This window comes from Desulfovibrio sp. 3_1_syn3 (assembly GCF_000145315.2).
In the GTDB taxonomy this organism is placed as follows: Bacteria; Desulfobacterota; Desulfovibrionia; order Desulfovibrionales; family Desulfovibrionaceae; genus Desulfovibrio; species Desulfovibrio fairfieldensis.
In genome coordinates, this window is record NZ_ADDR02000003.1 from 116,083 (window position 1) to 138,198 (window position 22,116).

At 61.9% G+C, this 22,116-nt stretch carries 20 protein-coding genes; 15 read left to right on the forward strand and 5 right to left on the reverse strand.

Features of this window, described 5'->3' with window-relative positions; all coding sequences use genetic code 11:
* The first annotated feature begins 156 nt into the window (after positions 1-156).
* The 15 genes from HMPREF0326_RS14925 to HMPREF0326_RS15000 all read left to right on the forward strand — a co-directional run bounded on the left by HMPREF0326_RS14925 (position 157) and on the right by HMPREF0326_RS15000 (position 16,021).
* The gene (locus HMPREF0326_RS14925) at positions 157-459 is read left to right on the forward strand and encodes a DVU0150 family protein (RefSeq protein WP_008686175.1); all 303 of its coding nucleotides are present in this window, start codon (positions 157-159) and stop codon (positions 457-459) included.
* An 18-nt stretch (positions 460-477) separates the two neighbouring features.
* Positions 478-1,542: a sulfite exporter TauE/SafE family protein gene (locus HMPREF0326_RS14930; RefSeq protein WP_008686174.1), complete on the forward strand. Its 1,065-nt coding sequence runs from the start codon at positions 478-480 to the stop codon at positions 1,540-1,542.
* Between the two features lie 13 nt (positions 1,543-1,555).
* The gene (locus HMPREF0326_RS14935; protein ID WP_008686173.1) at positions 1,556-2,149 is read left to right on the forward strand and encodes a DUF4881 domain-containing protein; all 594 of its coding nucleotides are present in this window, start codon (positions 1,556-1,558) and stop codon (positions 2,147-2,149) included.
* A 68-nt stretch (positions 2,150-2,217) separates the two neighbouring features.
* Entirely contained in the window at positions 2,218-2,532 is a 315-nt protein-coding gene (locus tag HMPREF0326_RS14940; RefSeq protein WP_008686172.1) for a hypothetical protein, read from the forward strand.
* Positions 2,533-2,800: 268 nt separating this feature from the next.
* Positions 2,801-3,676 (forward strand): hypothetical protein, encoded by an 876-nt coding sequence (locus HMPREF0326_RS14945; protein ID WP_008686171.1) that lies wholly within the window; start codon positions 2,801-2,803, stop codon positions 3,674-3,676.
* 106 nt (positions 3,677-3,782) lie between these two features.
* Entirely contained in the window at positions 3,783-4,295 is a 513-nt protein-coding gene (locus HMPREF0326_RS14950) for a YchJ family protein (RefSeq protein ID WP_008686170.1), read from the forward strand.
* A gap of 2 nt (positions 4,296-4,297) precedes the next feature.
* Complete coding sequence (locus tag HMPREF0326_RS14955; protein WP_008686169.1) at positions 4,298-4,660, forward strand: hypothetical protein; 363 nt, start codon at positions 4,298-4,300, stop codon at positions 4,658-4,660.
* A gap of 64 nt (positions 4,661-4,724) precedes the next feature.
* Entirely contained in the window at positions 4,725-6,065 is a 1,341-nt protein-coding gene (locus tag HMPREF0326_RS14960; RefSeq protein ID WP_008686168.1) for a hypothetical protein, read from the forward strand.
* Between the two features lie 147 nt (positions 6,066-6,212).
* The gene (locus tag HMPREF0326_RS14965; RefSeq protein WP_008686167.1) at positions 6,213-7,730 is read left to right on the forward strand and encodes a two-component system sensor histidine kinase NtrB; all 1,518 of its coding nucleotides are present in this window, start codon (positions 6,213-6,215) and stop codon (positions 7,728-7,730) included.
* The gene (locus HMPREF0326_RS14970; protein WP_008686166.1) at positions 7,723-9,102 is read left to right on the forward strand and encodes a sigma-54-dependent transcriptional regulator; all 1,380 of its coding nucleotides are present in this window, start codon (positions 7,723-7,725) and stop codon (positions 9,100-9,102) included. The genes HMPREF0326_RS14965 and HMPREF0326_RS14970 overlap by 8 nt, the downstream gene beginning before the upstream one ends.
* A gap of 118 nt (positions 9,103-9,220) precedes the next feature.
* A complete protein-coding gene (locus HMPREF0326_RS14975) occupies positions 9,221-10,549 on the forward strand; it encodes a sensor domain-containing diguanylate cyclase (protein ID WP_009303907.1) in 1,329 nt (442 codons plus the stop codon).
* A 221-nt stretch (positions 10,550-10,770) separates the two neighbouring features.
* On the forward strand, positions 10,771-13,812 hold the full coding sequence (fdnG, locus tag HMPREF0326_RS14985; RefSeq protein ID WP_147568313.1) for a formate dehydrogenase-N subunit alpha: 3,042 nt from the start codon (positions 10,771-10,773) through the stop codon (positions 13,810-13,812).
* 50 nt (positions 13,813-13,862) lie between these two features.
* Entirely contained in the window at positions 13,863-14,522 is a 660-nt protein-coding gene (locus HMPREF0326_RS14990; protein WP_008686162.1) for a 4Fe-4S dicluster domain-containing protein, read from the forward strand.
* Positions 14,523-14,611: 89 nt separating this feature from the next.
* The gene (locus tag HMPREF0326_RS14995) at positions 14,612-15,583 is read left to right on the forward strand and encodes a formate dehydrogenase accessory protein FdhE (RefSeq protein WP_020990720.1); all 972 of its coding nucleotides are present in this window, start codon (positions 14,612-14,614) and stop codon (positions 15,581-15,583) included.
* Positions 15,584-15,595: 12 nt separating this feature from the next.
* Positions 15,596-16,021, forward strand: a complete 426-nt coding sequence (locus tag HMPREF0326_RS15000; protein ID WP_008686160.1) for a cytochrome c3 family protein — start codon at positions 15,596-15,598, stop codon at positions 16,019-16,021.
* 164 nt (positions 16,022-16,185) lie between these two features.
* Here HMPREF0326_RS15000 and citF read toward each other — a convergent pair whose 3' ends face one another.
* The 5 genes from citF to HMPREF0326_RS15030 form a co-directional block, all read right to left on the reverse strand.
* A complete protein-coding gene (citF, locus tag HMPREF0326_RS15005; protein WP_008686159.1) occupies positions 16,186-17,745 on the reverse strand; it encodes a citrate lyase subunit alpha in 1,560 nt (519 codons plus the stop codon).
* A 97-nt stretch (positions 17,746-17,842) separates the two neighbouring features.
* On the reverse strand, positions 17,843-18,535 hold the full coding sequence (locus tag HMPREF0326_RS15010; protein ID WP_008686158.1) for an HpcH/HpaI aldolase/citrate lyase family protein: 693 nt from the start codon (positions 18,533-18,535) through the stop codon (positions 17,843-17,845).
* Between the two features lie 13 nt (positions 18,536-18,548).
* Complete coding sequence (citD, locus tag HMPREF0326_RS15015) at positions 18,549-18,818, reverse strand: citrate lyase acyl carrier protein (protein ID WP_008686157.1); 270 nt, start codon at positions 18,816-18,818, stop codon at positions 18,549-18,551.
* Positions 18,819-19,312: 494 nt separating this feature from the next.
* Entirely contained in the window at positions 19,313-20,605 is a 1,293-nt protein-coding gene (locus tag HMPREF0326_RS15025; RefSeq protein WP_008686156.1) for a (Fe-S)-binding protein, read from the reverse strand.
* Positions 20,606-20,702: 97 nt separating this feature from the next.
* The gene (locus HMPREF0326_RS15030) at positions 20,703-22,094 is read right to left on the reverse strand and encodes an FAD-binding oxidoreductase (RefSeq protein WP_008686155.1); all 1,392 of its coding nucleotides are present in this window, start codon (positions 22,092-22,094) and stop codon (positions 20,703-20,705) included.
* Positions 22,095-22,116: the final 22 nt, after the last annotated feature.

A 22,116-nucleotide genomic window follows, 5' to 3' on the forward strand; every position in this document is an offset into this window, starting at 1 on the left:
AAGGGCCTCAATGGATTTTGCCCGTATAGCGCGAAAAAAAACACCATAAATCACGCAATGGCACGGGCATTGCTAATATTTTCACAATTGCGCTGACAGGTAGTTTGATGCGGCGGCCGTGCCGCCTGATGGGAACCAAACAATGTGGAGGATGTCATGAAGAAAATGCGCAGGCTTTGGACCTGGATTATGGGCTGCGCGCTGATGCTGCCCGTACTTATGCCATCATTGGCTCTGGCGGCCAAGAAAAAGGCCGACGTGGTCATCGTGGCCGACACCCGCAAACTGGACGGCCTTCTGTACTGGTGGGCGGAGATGTATAATGAAAGCCACTTCTTCTTCGCTATTCTGACCATGATCATCATTCCGATTCTCGGTTGTATCCTCGGCCTTCTCGCCGACGTCGTCATGTCGCGCATCGGCATCGACCTCAAACACCGCGAACTGGCTGAAAAGTAGCCCGGAAAGGAGGCAGATATGGATTGGCTGTATATTTTGATGCCCATTTCCGGCGTGAGTATTTTCTGGCCCGGTCTGGTCATTCTTGGTTTGGGCGTCGGCGTCATCGGCGGCTTCTTCGGTCTGGGCGGCGCCTGGATGGTGACCCCCGGTCTGAATATTCTCGGCTTCCCCATGGCCTTCGCCATCGGCACCGACGTGGCGCAGATGGCCGGTAAATCTCTGATTTCCACCATGCGGCACGGCAAGTTCGGCAACGTGGACTACGCGCTGGGCCTGACCATGCTGGTCGGTACCGTCGTGGGCGTTGAAATCGGTGCCCAGATGGTCATGTGGCTTGAACGTATCGGCTCGGTGGACAAGGTCGTCCGCTGGCTGTACGTGGTGCTGCTTGTTCTGCTGGCCTGGCTGGTCTTCCATGACGTGGCCCTGCGCCGCAGGAAGGAGCGCGAAGCCAAGGCTCACAAGCAGGAACTGGACAAGACCGCCGTGGGTCTGGACTGGGCCACCAAGCTCCAGGCCTTCAAGGTTCCTCCTGTCGTGCACTTCAAGCATGCCAACATCACCTGCTCGGCGTGGCTGCCTATCATCGTCAGCCTGTTCACCGGCTGGCTGGCCGGTATCCTGGGCATCGGCGGCGGTCTGATCCGCATGCCCGCTCTGGTGTATCTGATCGGCTGCCCGACCCATCTGGCCGTGGGCACGGACCTTTTCGAAGTGGCCATCTCCGGCCTGTACGGCACGGCATCCTATGCGTATAAGGGCCGCGTCGAACTGCTGGCCGCCATCATCATGCTCTGCGGCGCGGCCATCGGCGCCCAGATCGGCACTGTCGCCACCAAGTACGTCAAGGGCTACGGCATCCGCATCGTGTTCGGTCTGGCCGTGCTCGGCTGCCTGATGTCCGTCGTGCTCAAGCTGCTCCAGGCTCAGTTCCCCGTGTACGGCTGGATCCTCGGACCCTTGGCTACTGTGGAAGTACTGGGCTTCGTGAGCGCCATCTCCATTTACATCACCATCCGGATGGTCCAGGGCGCCAAGGCGGAACTGGCGGCCAAGAAGCAACAAGCCGCCGGCAACTAGAAGGAGACAAGCCATGAAAATACGTAGTTTGCTGCTTACGCTGGTCCTGGCCCTCTCCTTTGCTCTCGCGGCCTGCGACTTTGACGGCGGCGTGGAACAGGGCCGTTGTGTGGCCTTCGACCCGGCCGCGAAAACCCTGACCATCGTGGTGGACGTGACTCACGATCAGTCCGCGCCCCATTACAGCGGCGATGTGCATACCTTCAAGCTGCCCGCCGAAGCCCGCGACATGGGCCCGGCCCCCACTGTGGGCGGCCGCCTGATGATCGAACTGGAGAAGTCCGCTCTGCTGCTCTATGACCCGGATTCCAAGAGCATCAAGGAACTGCCCGTGCAGTTCACGGACGTGGAGAAGAACATCAGCGCCAAGCATCCCAAGGTGGCGGGCAAGACCTTCCCCGTCGTGGACAAGGAAAAGCAGACCGTCACCGTGTACTCCAAGCGCCTGCAGGCTCTGGTCACCTTCAAGGTGCCCGCGCCCGCGCTGGATCTGCCCCCCTATGTCTGGACGGCCGGTGACGAAATGCGCATTGCCTACCGCAATGCCGACAAGGGCCAGGCCATCCGCATCATGAACGTGAGCAAGACCAATATCTTCAAGAAGTAAATCCGCCGTAGAACCGGGAGCGGGGCGCAAGCCCCGCTCCACGGGGCGGCGCGGGCCGGAGAAATGCCATGAACAGTTACAAACAATCCCTGTATGTCGGGCTGATTCGCGTTATGGCCAACCTGCTCATGCTGGGGGCGGTGTTCCTGTCCATGTACCGGGCCTCCCAGTGGTCGTCGTGGCCGTCGGAAGCGGTGTTCTGCTGCTGGTTTTTCGGCATTACCGTGCCGGTCTGGACCGGGGCCTTTTATCTGACGCGCCTGATCCGGCGGCGTTTTCCGGCGGAGCATGAGAGCCTGATCGAACTTCCCCGCAAAGGCCGCCAACTGGTGCGCTGGCGTGTGCTGGAGGAGGCTGGGGGCACATGCCTGCTGGCCCGCTGAACGACACGGCAGTCCGGGATGGATTGAAAGCGCGCGGCTTCCACGCGCGTTGAGGCTGCCGACAAAGTCGGCAGCCCCGAAAATCAGGAGCAGGTCGCGGCTTTGCCGCGCCGTTAAGCGACTGATTTTCGTGTCTTTCCACCCGGCGGCGAAGCCGCCGTTGGTGGCGCAAACCACGCGAAGCGGAGTTTGCCATCAGTCTGAAAGCGCGCGGCTTCCGCGCGCTTTTTGCTTGTCCCCGCCGCCGCTTGCCCTTATAAGGAGAGATATGCTTTCACAGCTCAACACACCTCTCTGGCAGGCTTGCCGCCAGGCCCGCCGCCGCCAGCGTCTTGTGGGCAAGATCAGCGCCTTTCTGCTGGCCGTGGCCCTGCTGGGGCTTATGGACGGCCTGCTGGCGGAAATGCGCACCGGTTCCAATCAGGTGGACCTCCTGCCCGGCGAGGCCATCTCGCTTTCCGGTCCGTCGGCGCTCAAAAATCCGCTCGACAGTGATGTGCTGATACGTTTCAAGCCCGAAAACGCCCCCCTGCATTTCAATCTGGAAGGCTTTTTCACCGGTTACTGGTTCGGCAACGGCATGTGGCGCGGCGGGGTACAGGCCGAACCCCAGGCCGAGCCGGGCAGTTATGAGCTGCGCGTGTCCTTCAAAGGGGCCGCGGGCCAGGCCGAGCAACCTTTTGTTCTGGTGGTCTGGGCCGACGAAGCTGCCCAGCGGGCGGGTTCGCCTTCCTACATCCGCCGGATCGCCGATTGGAATCCCTTTATTCTGGCTGCCTGGTCCGGCGCCCTCGGGATTGTCTGCGGCGTGGGCACCTATCTGCTGGGCCGCCGCTATCTGCGCCTTTTGACGGAACTGGGCTGCAGCGAGATTTTTCGCGTCAGCCGGAACAGACCCCCCTGCCGTATCTGGTGCCTGGCCTCAGGGCCAAAAGCGCCCCGCCCAGGCGACCTGCGTATGGTTCTGGACGCTGACGGGCGGCCCCTGGGCGAAGCCCGTGCGGAAAAACTGCACAAGGGCGTTCTGGAACTGATCCTGCTGGAGGAGGCACCCGTGCTCCTCGGCGGCCTGGTCTGCCTGCGGCCCGCCGCTGATCCCGTTCCTCCCGCCGTCCCGGTGCCTGAAAAGGACGCGCGCGCCTGAGGCCATCCCCCCGGCCCGCTCTTGCCGCCCGTCAGGCCATAGGCTATGCTGTACAAGATCGGTGCGGCCCATTCCGGGCCGTGGATAAAGAAAGGCGGCTTTTTTCATGTCCCAACTCTGTCCCTGCGGCAGCGGACTGTCTCTCGCGGAATGCTGCGGCCCCTGTCTTGACGGCGCGGCCTGGCCGTCCAGCGCCGAAGCCCTGATGCGTTCCCGCTATTCGGCCTATGCCTTGGGGCGTTATGACTGGCTGGTGGAGAGCACGCATCCTGATTTCCGGGAAGGACTCTCCGCGGAAAAACTGGCGGAGCAGGGCAAGGACGTGCGCTGGCTGCGTCTGGAAATGGGCCGGTGCGAGGATGACGCGCCTGTGGGCGAAAACGGCGAGCTTTACGATATCGTGGAGTTCCGCGCCTTTTATGAGCTGGACGGCATTCCCCGGCAATTGGGCGAGAAAAGTTTTTTCCGGCGCAAGGACGATAAAATTTATTATGTGGACGGCGTGGCCCTGCGTCCCACAGCCTACCGGCGGCCCGATCCAAAGGTGGGCCGCAATGACCCCTGTCCCTGCGGCAGCGGCAAAAAGTACAAGAAATGCTGCGGGGCGGCGGCTGAGTAAGCATGGCCAGAAGCGGCGCCATAGCGGCCATTCGGCAGTTCTGCCTGGAATGCCAGGGGGCATCGTCCAGATCGGTGCGTTCCTGTCCTGATGACCAGTGCCCTTTGTGGGCCTGGCGCATGGCGGCCCTGCCCGGCGAATCGCCTGTGGCGCCGGAGGCTGTCGAGGCGGGCGATGTTGCGCGGGCTGCCTTGCGCGCCGTGCGGCGGCAGTGCATGAACTGCGCGGGCAATCGGCGCGAGGTGCGGGCCTGCCCGGCGCGCGGAAGCTGCCCGCTCTGGCACTGCCGTTTCGGTGTGCGGCCGCAAACCTATAAGGCCGTGCGCCGCCGTTTTTTCGCGCCGAAGGCTTTACGGCTTTTTTAACAGCAGGCGGACATGCTTCTGTTGCAGGATATCCAGCCCAAATTCAAAACGCGGGAGGTGCGTCATGCCTCATAGTCTTGAGTGGTCCAGAGCGTATACGGCCCGTCTGTCCGAAAGCGATGCGGCGGGCTGCGAGGCCCGGAGCGCGGAGCTTGCGCAACGTTTGGCCCGTGAAACGGCAGCGGGTGAGCTGCCTTTTCTGACCATGCCCTACCGCGCCAAGCTGGAAGTGGAAATGGCGCCGCTGATCCCGCGCCTCAAGGCCTACAAGCATATGCTGGTGCTGGGCATCGGCGGTTCGGCGCTGGGCGCGCGCGCCATGCAGCGGGCTTTCGCGCCGGGCCAGGACGGCCCCGGTCACAAGGGCCCCTGGCTTTGGATCGCGGATAATGTCTGCGCGGAACAGTTCGAAGCCCTGCTCGCCAAACTCAGTCCCTCGGAAACCGTGGTGGTCTGCATCAGCAAATCCGGGGGCACCATTGAGACCCTGGCCCAGTATTTTCTGGTGCGCGACTGGCTCAAGGCCGCCCTTGGGGAATGCTGGCAGGAGCAGATGATCGTGGTCACCGACGAGCGCAAGGGCTACCTGCGTGAGGAAGCCGCGCGTTACGGCCTCACGGCTCTGGAAGTACCGGATTATCTGGGCGGGCGCTATTCCGCCCTGTCCGCCGTGGGCCTGCTGCCCGCCGCTTTTCTGGGCATCGACTGGCAAGCCCTGCTGGACGGGGCGGCCGAAGTTGCCTGTCCTTTGGTGGAGCAGCCCGAAAGCATCGCGCGGCACCCTTCCTTTGCCCTGGCCTGCTGGGCCAAGGCTCTGGAAGACCACGGCTACAGCCAGTTGATTTTCTTTTGCTACATCCCGCAGTGGGCCGCCTACGGTCCCTGGTTCGGCCAGCTCTGGGCCGAAAGCCTGGGCAAGGACGGCAAGGGCGTTATGCCCGTGCCCGCCACCGGCGTGACGGACCAGCACTCGATCAATCAGATGTTCTTGGATGGCCCGCGCGACAAGGGCTGCATTTTCCTGACCAGCCGCAACCAGGCCCAAGGCCGCAATTTCGGCATGGACGTGCCCGAGCAGTGGGCCTGGCTGCGCGCCAAGCCCTTCGGCAGCCTGCTGGAGGCCGAGGCTCTGGGCACGCGCATGGCCCTGTGCAAGAGCGGCGTGCCCCTGGTGCATATCGAAATGAGCGACACCGGGCCGCGTGCCGCCGGGGCGCTGATGATGCTGTTGGAGGCGGCCACCCTGTTCACCGGCTGGTTCATGGGCATCAATCCTCTGGACCAACCAGCCGTGGAACTGGGCAAGCGCCTGGCCAACGCCCGTCTGGGCGCGGGGGGCTATCCGCAGGAAGAGGCGGATCTGGCCGCCTATCTGGCCGCACCGCAGCGCAAAGAGAGCTTTTAGAACCGCGTCCATGAAAATATCCATTGCGGTGAAATGTTCCGGCGGCATAAAGCAAAGCGTAACAACGCCCACGAGATTTCCGCAGCCGGACTTTGCCCGGCGTCACGCGGAAGTCCCCGGCGCAACACGCTGTAAGGACGGGCGCGCATGAGCGAATCAAACCATGTCTCGCCGGAAACCTGTGAATGCCGGAAACAGGCCGCGCCTGCTGAAAGCGCGCTGCCGCTGAGTTATGCCCGCACCCTGTCCTGGCTGTCGCTGGTGGTCATTCTGCTGACCAGCTTGGGACTTTCGTTCTTCATTTCCAATTCGGCGCGCGAAACCCTGCTGACCCGTCAGGAGGATTTCGCGCGCCTGCTGGTGGAAAACCTCAACAGCCAGATTTTCCGGCGTTTCGCCCTGCCCACCATTCTGGCCAGCGGGCGTATCGCCCTGCGCCAGCCCACCCAGTATGAGCATCTGGACCGGGTGGTACAGTCCGTGATCCAGGGCCTGCCGGTGGAGCGGCTGCGCATCTATGATTTTTCGCGCCTGGTGGCCTATTCCACCAAGAAGGAGGATGTGGGCCGGGCGGGTCTGTCCCCGCCCAACCTGGACGACGTGCTGCACGGCGCGGCTCCCAAGTCGGAGATTATTTCCAGCATCCCGGCTTGGCAGGCTCCTTTCCGGGTGCCGCTGCGCGAGGGCACTTTTGTGTTGCGCGTGCTCTATCCCCTGCGCGGCGAGCCGTTGCGGCCGGGCGAGGATGCGCCGGTCATGGGCGCGTTGGAGCTGACCCAGGACATCACCGGCGACTATGAGCAGGTGCTGGCCTTTCAGGGCATCATTGTGGTGATGTGCCTTTTGTCCTCGGTGGTCCTGTTCGGGCTGCTGCTCATGCTCATCCACCGCGCCGAGCGGGTGCTGGCCGAGCGCATGCACAGGAACCGTCTGCTGGAAAACGAGCTGCACAGCAATGAAAAGCTCGCGGGCATGGGGCGGGTCATCGCCAGCATCGCGCACGAGATCCGCAATCCCCTGGGCATCATCCGTTCCAGCGCCGAACTGCTTCAGCGCCGCACGGACAAGGCCGATTCGGGCACGGCGCGCATTCTGGGAGCCATTTATGACGAATCCGTACGCCTTTCCCAGACGGTCAATGATTTTCTGGACTACGCCCGGCCGCGCCAGCCCCGCCAGGATCTGGTGGATGTGAATCTGGTGCTGGACCAGGTGATGGCTTTTCTGGAAGGGGAATTGGGCCGCCACGGCGTGGCCGTGGAGCGTGAAACCGAAGCCGGTCTGTTTGTGCACGGGGACAAGGATTTGCTGTACCGGGCCTTTTACAATATCCTGATCAACGGCCAGCAGGCCATGGACGGGCCGGGCATCGTGCGCATTCGCGGCGCGTTGGAACATCCGGCGCAGGAAAGCGGGCCTGGCCGCGTGCGCCTGGAATTTTTGGATTCCGGGCCGGGTTTTGATCCCGCTGTTCTGTCCAGTCTGCTGGATCCTTTCTTTACCACCAAGGACGGCGGCACGGGCCTCGGCCTGCCCATCGTCCAGTCGATCATAACCAGTCACGGCGGCCAGATCGAGCTTGAGAACGGCCCCGAGGGCGGGGCGCTGGTACGGGTGCTGCTGCCCGCCGCCGATATTGAAGCGCCTGAGGTTCAAGATGAGTGAAAAATCGCATATTCTGGTCCTGGACGACGAAAAAAATTACCTTCTGGTTCTTCAGACCCTGCTGGAGGACGAGGGATACACGGTCACGGCCATCAGCGACCCGGAAACCGCGCTGGCGTTTCTGAGCGAAAGCGAGGTGGACGTGGTGGTGACGGACATGAAAATGCCCAAGGTCACCGGCAGGGAGGTGCTGCAACGGGTCAAGAAGTCCTGGCCGTATATTCCGGTGCTGATCATGACGGCCTTCGGCTCCATCGAAAGCGCGGTGGAGGTCATGAAATACGGGGCCTTTGACTACATAACCAAGCCTTTTTCCAATGACGAGCTGCTGCTCTCCATCCACAATGCCGCGGAGCTCGCGCGCGCCCACCGCCGGTATCGCCTTCTGCAGGAAGTCATGGAAGAGCGCTACGGCGTGCATAAGATCGTGGGCCGCAGCCGGGCCATCCGCGATGTGCTGGTCATGGTGGACCGCGCAGCGCCCAGCCGCTCCACGGTGCTGATCACCGGCGAATCAGGCACGGGCAAGGAACTGGTGGCCCGGGCCATCCATTATACCAGCCCGCGCAAGGACAAGCCCTTTGTGTCCGTGAACTGCATGGCCCTGAACCCCGGCGTGCTCGAGAGCGAGCTTTTCGGCCATGAAAAGGGGTCTTTCACCGGCGCGGTGGCCATGCGCCGGGGCCGTTTTGAGCAGGCCGACGGCGGCACGCTTTTTCTGGACGAAATCGCCGAGCTGACGCCTGACCTGCAGGTCAAGTTGCTGCGCGTTCTGCAGGAACGGAAGTTCGAGCGTGTGGGCGGCGGCGAGGAGATCGAGGTGGACATCCGCGTGGTGGCGGCCACCAACAAGGATCTGGCGGCCATGGTGGAGAAGGGCACCTTCCGCGACGATCTCTATTACCGGCTGAACGTGGTCCAGGTTCCCCTGCCGCCCCTGCGCGAGCGGCGGGAGGACATCCCCCTGCTGGTGGCCCATTTCGTGGAAAAGGTCGTGGCGGACAACAACATGCCCTCCAAGACCTTCAGCACCGAGGCCCTCAATTACCTGACCGGCTACGAATGGCCGGGCAACATCCGCCAGCTGGAAAACGTGGTGGAGAGCTGCCTGGTGCTGGTGCCGGGCGCGATCATTGAGGTGGACAACCTGCCTGCGGAAATCCGCGACGAGGAATCCCAGTTCAAGAGCGCCGTGGACCTGCTGCCCGTACAGCTGGATTTGGCCGACACCCTGGAAAAAATCGAGGCCGCGCTGATACGCCGGGCCCTGGTGCGTGCCGATCTGGTGCAGGTCAAAGCGGCGGAGTATCTGGGCATTTCCAAAAGCCTTCTCCAGTACAAACTGAAAAAATACGGCATTACCGGGCATTAGGCATTTTTCGCCATTGCCGCCTTGCGAGGGAATGCTTTTTCCTCATTAAGCGTGTCGCGTGGTGCGCGCACTGGGTTCATCCGTCCGGCCATTGTTACTGACGAGAGCGAGCGACTCCGTGGATAACGATAAAAAAAGCATGCATGACGAACAGGATCTGAGATGGCTCATAGAAATGTCCAAACAGAAGGACAAGGAGCTGGAGACCGTTCTCAGCTATGCGGCGGACGGGATCGGCAAATTCGCCTGTGATCCCACCCTCACCATTCTGTACTACAATGAGGGGCTCGCGACGCTCGTCGGCACCACGCGCGGCAAAATTGAGAAGGAAGGCTTCAACAGCAGCCTCTATGTGCATCCGGATGACTTGGCGTATGTGCGGGAAAACATGGCCAAGAGCGTCGCCTCAGGCCAGACCTTCAACATGCGTTACCGACTCAGACATTTGTCCGGCAGGGATGTCTGGGTAAAGGTGACAGGCGTTTTCGCAAAGGAATTTTATCAGGGCGTTTACCCTGTCATTTACCTGATTTATACGGATATCACCGAGCTGGTCACGCTTAACGAGGAACTTGCCTGGGCCAATACGCAGCTTGAGCTCGAGGCCAACCGGTATAAAGCTTTTGCGGAACTCGTGAGCGAGTCGTTTTTTGAATATGATATTGATACGGGTCAGATGGTCTTGTTTGGCGGAAAGCGGGAGGATCCGGCGGAAATCGCCCCGCCGACCCAGCGGAATGTGGATATTTTTCTGGCCGAGTTCGCGCAACGGCGAAATTTTGAGGACATGGAGCTTCAGTTGCACGCCACTGACGGCGCTCTGACATGGCATGCCATACGAGCCGGCAGCATTGAAAAGTCGAATGAACGTTCTCTGCGCATCATCGGCACGATAAAAAATATTCAGGCCCTGAAAGACGCTGAGGCGCGGCGCGAAAGCAAAGAGCGCCAGTTGCTGCTGCAATCCCGTTGCGACCCCATGACACAACTGCTCAACCGTTCCGCCATGCAGCAGGCCATAGAGGATCAGATCAATTCGCAAACCGCGTACATGTTCTCGATCATAGACATTGATGATTTTAAATCCATCAATGACAAGCACGGCCATGTGTTCGGAGACGAAGTTCTGAAGTATGTGGCCGACATCCTCCGCAATGCGTGCCGCTCCGACGACATTACGGGCAGGCTTGGCGGCGATGAGTTTGTCATGCTCTTTCGCGCCGATTTTACCAGGGACGAGGCGGCCCGCCGTTTGGTAGCCATTATCGAGCGGATCAGGGAAGGAGTCGGCACTCTTTCCATTGAGGCCGGCGTGTCCGTAAGCATCGGCGCGATCCTCGTCACCAGGCCGGGTTTGTCGTTCCTGGACGTGTATCGCAGCGCGGATGCCGCCTTGTATGAGGCCAAGCACAAAGGCAAGAAAACCTATTCCCTTGACGTCTATTGACGCCGCCGCGTCGTCCCCGCCGGGCTCCGCGCGGACCGTGGCGGAGCGTAAAATCCGCTTCCCTCCTTGCGTCGTTGTTTATTTTGGCATAACGTACCCCTATATGTTTTTTCAGGCATATTGCGAGGAATATGCGCTTCGGACCGCCCGGAACAGACCGGGCGCTTCCGGCGCATATGACTTTCAAGGGAACCGTTCATGCTCCAACAAGGAGATGCCTTATGCGCTGTTCTCGGCGAAATTTTTTGAAACTCGCGGGCGTGGGCACCTTGTGCCTGACTCTCGGACAACTGGGGGTCAACCTGGATGAGGCGCTGGCCTACTCCAGGTCGCTCAAGATTGAGGGCGCCAAGGAAGTGGTGACGATCTGTCCCTTCTGCGCCGTTTGCTGTCAGGTCATCGCCTATGTGCGGGACGGCAAGCTCGTGTCCACGGAGGGGGATCCGGATTTTCCGGTCAACGAGGGCGCGCTCTGCGCCAAGGGCGCGGCCCTGTACAGCATGTACACCAACGACCATCGGCTGAAAAAGCCTCTGTACCGTGCCGCGCACGGCGACACCTGGGAAGAGAAGGACTGGGACTGGACCTTGGACCAGATCGCCCGGCGCGTGAAGGATGCCCGCGACAAGGACATGATTCTGAAAAACGCGCAGGGGCAGACGGTCAACCGTCTGGAAAGCATTTTCATGATGGGTACCTCGCACGCCTCCAACGAGGAATGCGCGGTGATCCATCAAGCCATGCGCGGCCTGGGTGTTGTCCATATGGACCACCAGGCCCGGGTCTGACACAGCCCCACAGTTGCGGCTCTGGCAGAGTCGTTCGGACGCGGTGCTATGACCAACCACTGGATCGACATCAAGAATGCCGATGCGGTGCTTATTATCGGCAGCAATGCCGCTGAACATCATCCTGTCGCCTTCAAGTGGATCATGCGGGCCAAAGACAAGGGCGCGGTGCTCATGCACGTGGACCCCAAGTTCTCGCGTACTTCGGCCCGTTGCGATTTTCATGTGCCCCTGCGCTCGGGCACGGACATCGCCTTCCTCGGCGGCATGGTCAATTACATCATTCAGTCGGAGAGCTATCTCAAGGATTACGTTCTCAACTACACCAACGCCTCCTTTGTGGTGGGCAAGGACTACGCCTTTGAGGACGGGCTGTTCAGCGGGTATGACCCGAAAACCCGCAGCTACGACCGGAGCAAATGGGCCTTTGAGAAAGGCCCGGACGGCGCGCCCGTGCGCGACGCCGCCCTGCGGAACGAGCGTTGCGTCTTCAATCTGATGAAGAAGCACTACGCCCGCTATACCCTGAAGAACGTCTCGGACGTGACCGGCGTTTCCGAAAAGAACCTCATGCGGGTGTACGAGGCCTTCTGCGCCACGGGCAAGCCGGACAAGGCCGGAACCATCCTCTACGCCCTAGGCTGGACCCAGCACACGGTGGGCGTGCAGAATATCCGCACCTCCACCCTGGTGCAGTTGCTGCTGGGCAACATCGGCGTGGCGGGCGGCGGCATCAATGCCCTGCGCGGCGAGCCCAATGTGCAGGGCTCCACGGATCACGCCCTGCTGTACAACATCCTGCCGGGCTATATCGCCCTGCCCCTGGCCCAGTGGCAGACCCTGGAGGAGTTCAACAAGGCCAATACCCCGGTCACGGCGCTGAAAAACAGCGCCAACTGGTGGGGCAACCGGCCCAAGTACTTTGCCAGCCTGCTCAAGGGCTGGTTCGGCGACGAAGCCACGCCGGAAAACGACTTCTGCTACGGGCTGCTGCCCAAGGGGGAAGCGGGCGTCGATTATTCCTACATGTACGTCATGGACAGGATGCTCCACGGCGAGATCAAGGGCGGCTTCATTTTCGGCGTCAACCCCATGAACAGCTTCCCCAATACCAACAAGATGCGCGTGGCCCTGGACAACCTGGACTGGCTGGTCTGTTCGGAACTGCACCATTCGGAAACCACGGACAACTGGCGGCGTCCCGGCGCGGATCCCAAGGAGAAAAAGACCGAAGTCTTTTTGCTGCCTTCGGCTCACCGCGTGGAAAAGGAAGGCACCATCAGCAACAGCGGCCGCTGGCTGCTCTGGTTCGACAAGGCCGTGGAACCCGGCGGCGAGGCCCGCAACTTCGCGGACATCTTCGTGCCGCTGGTCAACCGGATCCGCGCGCTGTACACGGCCGAGGGCGGCACGCTACCCGAACCGCTGCTCAAGCTGAACTGGCCTGAAACATTTGACGCCGAGGAATGGACCCGCCGCATCAACGGCCTGTACTGGGCCGACGCCAAGGTCGGCAACAAGATCTACAAGCGCGGCCAGCTGGTGCCCGCGTTCGGCCAGTTGAAAGAGGACGGCTCCACCTCCTCCCTGAACTGGCTGTACTGCGGCAGCTATACGGAAGAGGAGGGCAACAAGTCCAAACGCCGCGACCCCAGCCAGACGCCCATGCAGGCGGCCATCGGCCTGTTCCCCAACTGGTCGTGGTGCTGGCCGGTGAACCGGCGCATCCTCTACAACCGCGCTTCGGTGGATCTGAACGGCCAGCCGCTCAATCCCGCAAAACCCGTGATCAAGTGGGACGGCAAGAAATGGGTGGGCGACGTGCCCGACGGCCCGTGGCCGCCGCAGGCCGACGCCGAAAAGGGCAAACTGGCCTTTATCATGACCACGGACGGCTATGCCCAGCTCTACGGCACGGGCCGCCTGGACGGCCCCTTCCCCGAACATTACGAGCCCGCGGAAACGCCTCTGGCCCGGCATCCGTTCTCCGGCCAGCTGCGCAGCCCGGTCTACAAGTTCCATTCGTCCGAACTGGACAAGTTCGCCGAAGCGGCCGACCCGCGCTATCCCATTGTGCTGACCACCTACAGCCTGACGGAACACTGGTGCGGCGGCGGCGAAACGCGCAATGTGCCCAACCTGCTGGAAACCGAACCCCAGCTCTATATTGAAATGAGCCACGATCTGGCCAAGGAGAAAGGCATCAAGAACGGCGACGGCGTCATCATTGAAAGCGCGCGCGGGCGCGTGGAGGCCATCGCCATGGTCACCATCCGTATCCGGCCCTTCACGGTCATGGGCAAAACGGTCCACCTGGTGGGCATGCCCTTTGCCTTCGGCTGGACCACGCCCAAATGCGGCGACTCCACCAACCGTCTGACCGTGACGGCCTATGATCCGAACACGACCATTCCCGAAACCAAAGCCTGTTGCGTGAACATCCGCAAGGCCGATACGTTGACGGAAATCGCCTGACCCGAATGTCGGGCGCGTCCGCAGGGGCGCGCCCGCCAAGGAGCATTGCAATGCCGAAAGCCTTTTTAGTCGACACCACGCGGTGCACGGCATGTCGCGGCTGCCAGGTGGCCTGCAAGGAATGGCACGATCTGCCGGCCAATGCCACAAAACAGCGCGGCACGCATCAGAATCCCCCGGATCTCAATCCCTACAACTACAAAATCGTGCGTTTTCACGAGCATCTGAACGCGGCGGGCGACGTGGTCTGGAATTTCTTTCCCGATCAGTGCCGTCACTGCTTGACGCCCGTGTGCGTGGACGTGGCGGATATGGCCGTGCCCGGCGCAATGGTCAAGGACGCCAAGACCGGCGCGGTTCTGGCCACGGACAAATCCGCCGGCCTCAACGCCGAGGACGCGCGGGCCATCACCGAGGCCTGCCCGTACAACATTCCCCGTTATGACGCCGCGGCCAAGCGCATCACCAAGTGCGACATGTGCATCGACCGGGTGGAGGCGGGGCTGCCGCCCATGTGCGTCAAAACCTGTCCCACCGGGGCCATGGTCTTTGACGAGCGCGACGCCCTGCTGACCCTGGCGCAACAGCGGCTGGCCGCAGCCAGGGAACGCTTCCCCAAGGCGCATCTGGTCGATGTGGAGGACGTAAGCGTCATTTACCTGCTGGCGGAAGAAAAAGAACACTATTACGAGCACGCCTCCTTTATGTAGGGCGGCGTACACGGCGGCGCGCCGGACATATCCGCGCGCCGCCTTTACCTTCGGCGAAGGCCGGATCCTTCGCGTTTTGAGGAGCAGACATGGCAGCATCCTGTCAGAACGTGGCCCAGACCCTGGCGGCCGTGGCCGCGCGCCGTCCCGCACTGGAGCCTGTGCTGCGGGCTTTTGAGGACGTGCTGACCGCCCGCGCGGCCCTGGCCGCGGAATTGAGCGCGGAGCGGGCGGACGCGGCGGGCATGGCGGAAGACGGCGGGCCGCGCCTGCCGGACTGGAGCGGAGAGCGGGCCGAGCAGGGTCGGAGCCTTCTGGCGGGCGTGCCTCTGACCGGGCTGCGCGCTGCCGTGCGCAGGACAGCGGAGACCCTGCTTCCCCTGCTCTGCGCCAAGGGGGATGTGGCCGCCCACAAGGCGGCTCTGGAGGCCTTTTTCCTGGCCCCGGCGCAGTCCCGGAGAGACAGGCGCGACGTCCTGGCCGAAGCCGTGCTGGCCGGGGACGCCTCGACTTTCCAGCGTCTGGCGGCCGAAGCGGGCCTGCCTCCCGAGGTGTTGGAATTCGTGGCGGAATTCGTCCTGTCTCCGCCCTTGCGGGCTTTGGCCGACCAAGCCGGGCGGGCCGGACAAAACGCTCCCTGGGATGAGGCCGGGGCGTGGCGGCAGGGCTATTGCCCGGTCTGTTCTTCCTTTCCGGTTATGGGTTGGCTGGACAAGCCCGCTTTTGACGAGAAAAACGCCTTTCTTTCCGGCGGCGGCGGGAAAAAACATCTGTATTGCTCCCTGTGCGGCACAAGCTGGACGTTCCGGCGTGGGGCCTGCCCGGCCTGCGGCGAGGAGGGCAACGGGGTTATGGAAATTCTGCGCGAAAGCGGCAAGTCCAGGGGCGAGCGGCTTGACTGGTGCACTAAGTGCAAAAGCTATTGTCCCACAGTGGATCTGCGCGAATGCGGCGGGGTTCCGGACATGGACGCCATGGCCCTGGGCATGATGCATCTGGACATGGTGGCGGCGCGCAAAGGCCTGAGCCCGCTTAAGGCTTCCTTTTGGAATCTTTTTTAACAGGAGCATCCCATGCAGTATCTGTTTATCGCCCTGTTTGCGTTTTCCCTGCTGTGTGCCGGTCCGGCTCAGGCAGGGGAAAGCCGCGGGAATCTGAGCAACATCAAGAAGCCCATCGAGCTCAACGGCGGCACCTCCAAGCGCATGTTCGTGACGTTTAACCATTCCTCGCACAAGGGCGTCAAATGCCGCACCTGCCATCATGAAGGGCTGCCGAAAGACCGTTACGCCTCCTGTACCAACGAGGAGTGCCATTCCATCAAGGGAGCGCACGAGCGCGACACCATGAGTCTGTTCATGGCTTATCATTCCCCGGATACGGACCGCTCCTGCTATGGCTGCCACCGTAAGCTGGCGGGAAAATACCCCAATTTCAAAGGCTGCCGCCCCTGCCATATGAGCCCGCAGGCCCGCGAGGCGGCTGCCGCGAAAAAGTAAGTTCTTCAGGGAGTAGGTAACTTTCAAAGTTGACCTGCGTTAACACAGAAGGCGCGCGGAAATTCCGCGCGCCTTCTGTGTGCCGAAAACCGGGCGGGGTGTCAGCGCCCGGCCGGAGGGAATGCAATGGTATTGCTCCCGGCGGCATGCCGGGAGGCTTGTCCTTACTTGGGCTGCCTGACCACGTCGATGACCGTGCCGTCGCGGTATTCCACCACGCCCACGATCCTGTCGGTAAACTCGATGGGATCGGGCTTGCCTGCCAGTTTGTCGCCGATTTCCTTGAGTTTCTGGATGTCCATGATCGGCAGCTTGGAATCTTTCAGCTTTTCCAGCAAATCGGTCCGACGGGGGTTGATGGCGATGCCCCGGTCCGTGACCAGGGCGTCGATGGTTTCGCCGGGGCTGGTCACGGTGGTGACGTGATCGCGCAGCACGCAGAGGCGGCCCTTGAGCAGATTGGTGACCACAATGGAGATCTTGCTGCCCGCCGCCGTGTCGTTGTGCCCGCCGGAAGCGCCCATGATGGTGCCGTCCGAGCCGGTGACCACGTTGACGTTGAAGTCCGTGTCGATTTCCGTGGCGCCCAGGATCATGATGTCCAGATTGTTGACCACCGGACCGCAGTTGTGCGGGTTGCCGTACAGCGAGCCGCTCATGGCCATATGTTTGGGATTGCTGCCCGCCGAGGCCACGGAAACCAGATCGAAGTCCTGCACGTCGAAGAGCGCGCGGAACAGGCCCTCATTGAGCATTTCCACAAAGTAGGCGGTGATGCCGCCCGCGCCGAAAGAACCCACCACGCCCTTGGCCTGCATGCGTTTCTTGATTTCCGCGGCCACGGCCAGGGACGTGCCGCCCGCGCCGGTCTGGCAGGACATGCCTTCCTTGATGTAGCCGGTCGCGTCAATAAGTTCGGCGGCGGCAGCGGCGATCTTCAGGCCAATGGGATCGGACGTGACCTTGGTGGTGCCGGAGACGATGCCGTTGGGGTCGCCGATGGAATCCACCACGACCACGTAGTCCACGAAATCCTGGGAGATTTCAATGGGGCAGGCCGGGTAGGGCACCAGGTTGTCGGTCACGGCCACCACTTGGTCGGCGTACTGGGCGTCGGGATAGATGTAGGACAGCACGCCGCAGGCGGATTTGCCCTGGGTGCCGTTGATGTTGCCGTAATCGTCGCAGCAGGGCGCGGCGATGAAGGCCACGTCCACATGCAGGTCGCCCGCTTCCACGGCGCGCGGGCGGCCGCCGTGGCTGCGGAAGACCGCCGGTTTGGGCAGCAGGCCCTTGGTGATGGCCTTGGCTACCGGGCCGGGCGAAATGTAGTTGACCGAAATGGCGGTGATGACGCCGGATTTGATATACTCCACCAGCGGCTCGTGGCAGGCGAAAATGCCGGTGGCCGCCACGTGGATGTCCTTGATGCCCTTGTCGGCAATGACCTTCATGACCATGTTGGTCACATAGTCGCCATTGCGCAGATGGTGGTGAAAGGACACGGTCATGCCGTCCTTGAGGCCGGTTTTTTCCACGGCCTCCTCGATGGAGGCCAGCAGCTTGGCGTCGCCGGATTCCAGTTTGTCGCCGGGCTTGACCGAACGGCGGGTGATGGTGGTCCTGGTTCTGGAATCGATGCTGGCGTAGGCGCCTTTGAACGGCTTTACCTGACCATAGCCCTCGATGAATTCGGGGATTTCACGGCCGAGGATATTTTTCATGCTCTTTTCCCTTTTCCGTTATCTGGATGCTTGCTGCCCGGGCGCGTCAGTATGGCTTCGCGCTGCGGGCGGACGGGCCGCCGGAGAGGTCGGGACGTCAGGCGAAAATTTCGTTGATCAGCGGCACCTGCCCGCCGTTGACCGCCAGCTTGCCGGTAAAGCCCAGGGCTCGGGCATTGCGGGCGTCGGCTTCAAAACCGGCGCGATCCTTGGCGTCGTACCAGGGCCGGTCAATGGCCGGAACTTCGGCCGCCCGGCAGGCCAGGGCCACCTTGCTGCGGGCGTGGAGAATCTGCATGGCGTCGCCGGTGTCGGCCACGCCCAGATCTTTCAGGAAATTCGCGGCATTGAACACCACGGCGGCGATCCTGGGGCAGGAAGCCAGCAGGGCGTTGATGTTCTCCACGGCGGCCACGGATTCCACAGTGGGAACCAGTTTGACGGAGCCGGGCGCGAAGCCGTTTTCAGCTTCCAGCGCGGCAACGGCGGCATCCGCCTTGAGCAGGCTTTCCGCATCGGCCCGCGGCAGGATGAAGGCCTGGGGCTTGCCCTTACCCGCCACGGCAATGTCTTCCGTGCCGCCTTCGGACAGGGGATTCACGCGCACAAAGACGCCGCTGTCCCCGAAATCGAAAAAGGCCAGGGCTTCCTGCAACAGTAGGCGCGCGGCGTCCTTGTCGGCCGTTCCCACGGCTTCATGCAGGTCATAGGCCACGGCGTCGGCACCGTAGAGCGTGGAATTGAGCAGGGCTTTGGGGTCGTTGCCGTTGATGAGCAAAATGCTTTTCATGCTGCCGACTCCTTTACACGGCCCGCTGGATGGCGGCGCGGACTCTGGCTTTGATGGTGCAGTCAAGAGCGCCGTTGTCCTTGGCGCTGATCCGGGCGTTTTCCACGCCGTTTTCCTCGGCGGTTTTCCGGATCAGTTCCCTGATCTGTCTGCCGAACTGCTTGAGGATGACCGATTTGCCGCTCAGTTCGATCTGAAGGCCCGGTTCCTCGGCGGGGGCGACGGTCACGAGAATGTCGCCGCTTTCAGCGGCTCCGGCTTCGCCTGTTTTATTCAGTTTCATTGACTGTCTCCTGAAGGTTGCCTGTCGAGGGAAGAGGTTGCGTCAAAGCGCGTTATGACCGGGTATTGCAGGGAACGTCGGGCGTTGAGCCGCAACATTGCCGCCGGAAAAGGCCTCCTGGACAGTTCGCGCTTATCGGTCTCTGGGCCGGAGATTGGAATCAGGGGGCTGCCGCTCCTCTCCGGCAACGTGGAAAGCGGCGCGGGCATTGCTTTTGTCGGCGCGACGGAAATCAGGAGCCGCCTAGGGCTGTGCCGCGCCGATGGGCGGCTGATTTTTGTGCTTTTCCGCTCTGCGGCTCCTCCGCCAATGCGGCGCAAAGCCTGTGGAGCGGGGGCTTGTGTGGAGTAAAAAGCGCGGTTCGTTTCAGCAGTTGGCGGCTATGCCGCCTTAGATAAAGCCAGCCTCGAACGAAGCCGCATGGTAAAAGAACCGATTTAGAAACAGCCCCGGTAAGGCCGCCCCCCCGTCAGCGGGGGGAGCGGCCTTGGTTTTCAGCGCAGGGAGTCCGCGTAGATTTCAATAGTGTGTTTGACTTTGACCGAGTCGCGGTTACGGGCGAGCATGTCCGAGATCTGCATCATGCAGGCCGGACAGCCCATGGCCACCACTTCGGCGCCGCTGGCCACGATATTGTCGCGTTTGCGCTGGCCGATCTTGGCGGAAAGCTCGGGCTGGGTCAGGGTGAAGGTGCCGCCGCAGCCGCAGCAGTGGTCGGCTTCCTTCATGGGCACGAGCTGGTAATCCCGGTTCATATTGATGAGATCCTTGGGCTGTTTGCTGACGCGCAGGGATTTCATCAGATGGCAGGATTCATGGTAGGCGACCTTGGTCTTGCCCTGGCCCGCGCCCTCAGGCGGCGTGACCTTGAGCACGTCCACCACAAAGGCGTTGATGTCCATGGCCTTTTCGCCCAGTGAGCGGGCGAAGTCGCGCTGGGCCGGGGTGAGATCCTCGGCGTTCCGCCAGTGTTCCTTGATGGTGGCGGTGCAGGATGAGCAGGGCGTGACGATATAGTCGAACTTGCTCTTGCTGAACACGTCCAGATTGTAGCGGGCCAGTTTGCCGAAGCTCTTCAGGTCGCCGGAAGTCAGCGCCGGAATGCCGCAGCAGGCCTGATTGTCGGGCATGTAGACGCCCACGCCGTGATATTCGAAGACCTTCAGGCAGGCTTCGGCCATGTCGGTGTAGATCTTGTCGCCCATGCAGCCGGGGAAGAAGGCGACCCGCAGGCCACTTTTTCCGGCCGGGGTGTCGCGGGCGCCCAGTTTGGCCGACAGCGTCTTTTTGGCCAGCATGGGGATATGCCGCTCACCGATGAAAGCCTTGAACATGGGCACACAGGCCGTATTCTGCGGCGAATTGTCCTTCTTGATGAACAGGCCCTGGAAGGGCGAGCTGACTTTCATCAAGGTGTTGAGCAGTTTCGGATTGGGCAGCAGGGTACGGAAAATAGCTTTTTTGAGGGGCGAAAGCCCCAGATAGCTGACCACAATGGCGCGCGCTTCAAGGAAGATCTCCATCGTGGGCGCGCCTGCCGGGCAGCTGAAGTTGCAGCCGCCGCAGAGAAGGCAGCGGGAGAGCCGCTCGTAAACGGCCTCAGGGTTCTGAATGACAAGGTGGGCCAGGTTTTCCACAAGGGCGATTTTGCCTCGGGTTACGTCGCCCTCTTCGCCGGTTTCGTCAAAAACCGGGCAGAAGGCCTGGCAGAAGCCGCATTTCATGCAGGAGACCAGCTTGTCGTCCAGAGCCATCAACGAATTGGCAAGCCTGGTAAGATCGTTCATGCTCCAGCCCCTGTGCCGGACGGAAAATGTCTGCCGTCCGTCCGGCTTGCTTGAGATTTATGGTTCGGGGCGGCCAGAGGCCGCCCCGGCGGATTTTCTACCCACGGGCCCCGACAATTTTTTCCGGATTGAACAGGCCCTTGGGGTCAAAGGCGTTGCGCAACCGGCGCGAGAACATGATGGAGCCGCGCGAGGTCTCCTGCTCAAGCCACTGCTTCTTGGCCAGGCCGATGCCGTGCTCGCCGGAAAGCGTGCCCTTGAGTTCGAGGCCGAGGTTGAAGAGGTCGTCCACGGCCAGTTCCACGCGGGCCCATTCCTGCTTGTCGCGCTTGTCGCAAAGGATGCCGGGATGGAGGTTGCCGTCGCCGGCATGGCCGAAGGTGGCGATGGTCACGTTACGGTCCTTGGCGATCTTTTCCAGGCCCGCGATCATGGCCGGAATCTTGGAGCGCGGCACGGTGACGTCTTCCATCATGAAGGTGGGTTTGGCGCGGGCAAGGGCCGGAATGGCCACGCGGCGGGCTTCCCAGATGTTCTTCTTCTGCTCGGCGTCCTTGGCCACGACCACTTCGGTGGAACCGCATTCCTTGAGCACCTTTTCCACAACGGCGGCGTCGTCCTCGACCTGGGCGGGATGGCCGTCCACTTCCACCAGCAGCATGGCGCCGGCGTCGCGGGGCAGGCCGATTTTCACATAGTCTTCCACGTAGTTGATGGTGGCGTGGTCCAGGAATTCCAGGGTACACGGCACCACGTGCGCGGAGATGATGGCGGCCACGGCCTTGGAGGCGGACTGCATGTCCGTGAACAGGGCCATCATGGCTTTGGAGGCCTTCGGCGGGGGCACGAGTTTCAGAGTCACCTGGCTGGTGACGGCCAGAGTGCCTTCGCTGCCCACCAGAAGGGGCGAAATGGCGTAGCCCGTGGCGCATTTCACGCAACGCGAACCGCAACGCACCAGGTCGCCGGTATTGGCATAGACTTCCATGCCCATGACGTAATCTTTGGTGGTGCCGTATTTCAGGCCGCGCAGGCCGCCCGAGTTCTCAGCCACGTTGCCGCCGATGGTGGACACGGACATGGAACCCGGATCCGGGGGATAGAAGAGGCCCATGGAAGCGATCTTGGCGGCCATGGGAGCGGTGATGACGCCGGGCTCCACAATGGCGTAGAGGTCTTCCGTGTTGATCTCAAGAATGCGGTTCAGCGCGGTGGTCAGAATGACGATGGTGTCGGTGGTGTCCGGGATGGTGCCGCCGGAAAGGTTGGTGCCCGCGCCGCGCACGGTCATGGGCAGGCCTTCCTTGTAGCAGAGCTCGATGATCGGGCCAAGCTGTTCGGTTCTGGTAGGACGCACCACGCCGCCGGGAATGCACGGAGCCCACACGCACGAGTCGTAGGCGTAGTTCTGGCGGTCAGCTTCACTGGTAAAGACATTTTCCTTACCGACGATGGCCTCGAATTCCTTGGCAAGGGAATCACTCAACATACATTTTCCCCAACAGGGTTAG

Coding starts and splice junctions, on each gene's coding strand:
- HMPREF0326_RS14925 (WP_008686175.1), top strand. CDS start 157: ATGAAGAAAATGCGCAGGCTTTGGACCTGGATTATGGGCTGCGCGCTG.
- HMPREF0326_RS14930 (WP_008686174.1), top strand. CDS start 478: ATGGATTGGCTGTATATTTTGATGCCCATTTCCGGCGTGAGTATTTTC.
- HMPREF0326_RS14935 (WP_008686173.1), top strand. CDS start 1,556: ATGAAAATACGTAGTTTGCTGCTTACGCTGGTCCTGGCCCTCTCCTTT.
- HMPREF0326_RS14940 (WP_008686172.1), top strand. CDS start 2,218: ATGAACAGTTACAAACAATCCCTGTATGTCGGGCTGATTCGCGTTATG.
- HMPREF0326_RS14945 (WP_008686171.1), top strand. CDS start 2,801: ATGCTTTCACAGCTCAACACACCTCTCTGGCAGGCTTGCCGCCAGGCC.
- HMPREF0326_RS14950 (WP_008686170.1), top strand. CDS start 3,783: ATGTCCCAACTCTGTCCCTGCGGCAGCGGACTGTCTCTCGCGGAATGC.
- HMPREF0326_RS14955 (WP_008686169.1), top strand. CDS start 4,298: ATGGCCAGAAGCGGCGCCATAGCGGCCATTCGGCAGTTCTGCCTGGAA.
- HMPREF0326_RS14960 (WP_008686168.1), top strand. CDS start 4,725: ATGCCTCATAGTCTTGAGTGGTCCAGAGCGTATACGGCCCGTCTGTCC.
- HMPREF0326_RS14965 (WP_008686167.1), top strand. CDS start 6,213: ATGAGCGAATCAAACCATGTCTCGCCGGAAACCTGTGAATGCCGGAAA.
- HMPREF0326_RS14970 (WP_008686166.1), top strand. CDS start 7,723: ATGAGTGAAAAATCGCATATTCTGGTCCTGGACGACGAAAAAAATTAC.
- HMPREF0326_RS14990 (WP_008686162.1), top strand. CDS start 13,863: ATGCCGAAAGCCTTTTTAGTCGACACCACGCGGTGCACGGCATGTCGC.
- HMPREF0326_RS14995 (WP_020990720.1), top strand. CDS start 14,612: ATGGCAGCATCCTGTCAGAACGTGGCCCAGACCCTGGCGGCCGTGGCC.
- HMPREF0326_RS15000 (WP_008686160.1), top strand. CDS start 15,596: ATGCAGTATCTGTTTATCGCCCTGTTTGCGTTTTCCCTGCTGTGTGCC.
- citF (WP_008686159.1), bottom strand. CDS start 17,745: ATGAAAAATATCCTCGGCCGTGAAATCCCCGAATTCATCGAGGGCTAT.
- HMPREF0326_RS15010 (WP_008686158.1), bottom strand. CDS start 18,535: ATGAAAAGCATTTTGCTCATCAACGGCAACGACCCCAAAGCCCTGCTC.
- citD (WP_008686157.1), bottom strand. CDS start 18,818: ATGAAACTGAATAAAACAGGCGAAGCCGGAGCCGCTGAAAGCGGCGAC.
- HMPREF0326_RS15025 (WP_008686156.1), bottom strand. CDS start 20,605: ATGAACGATCTTACCAGGCTTGCCAATTCGTTGATGGCTCTGGACGAC.
- HMPREF0326_RS15030 (WP_008686155.1), bottom strand. CDS start 22,094: ATGTTGAGTGATTCCCTTGCCAAGGAATTCGAGGCCATCGTCGGTAAG.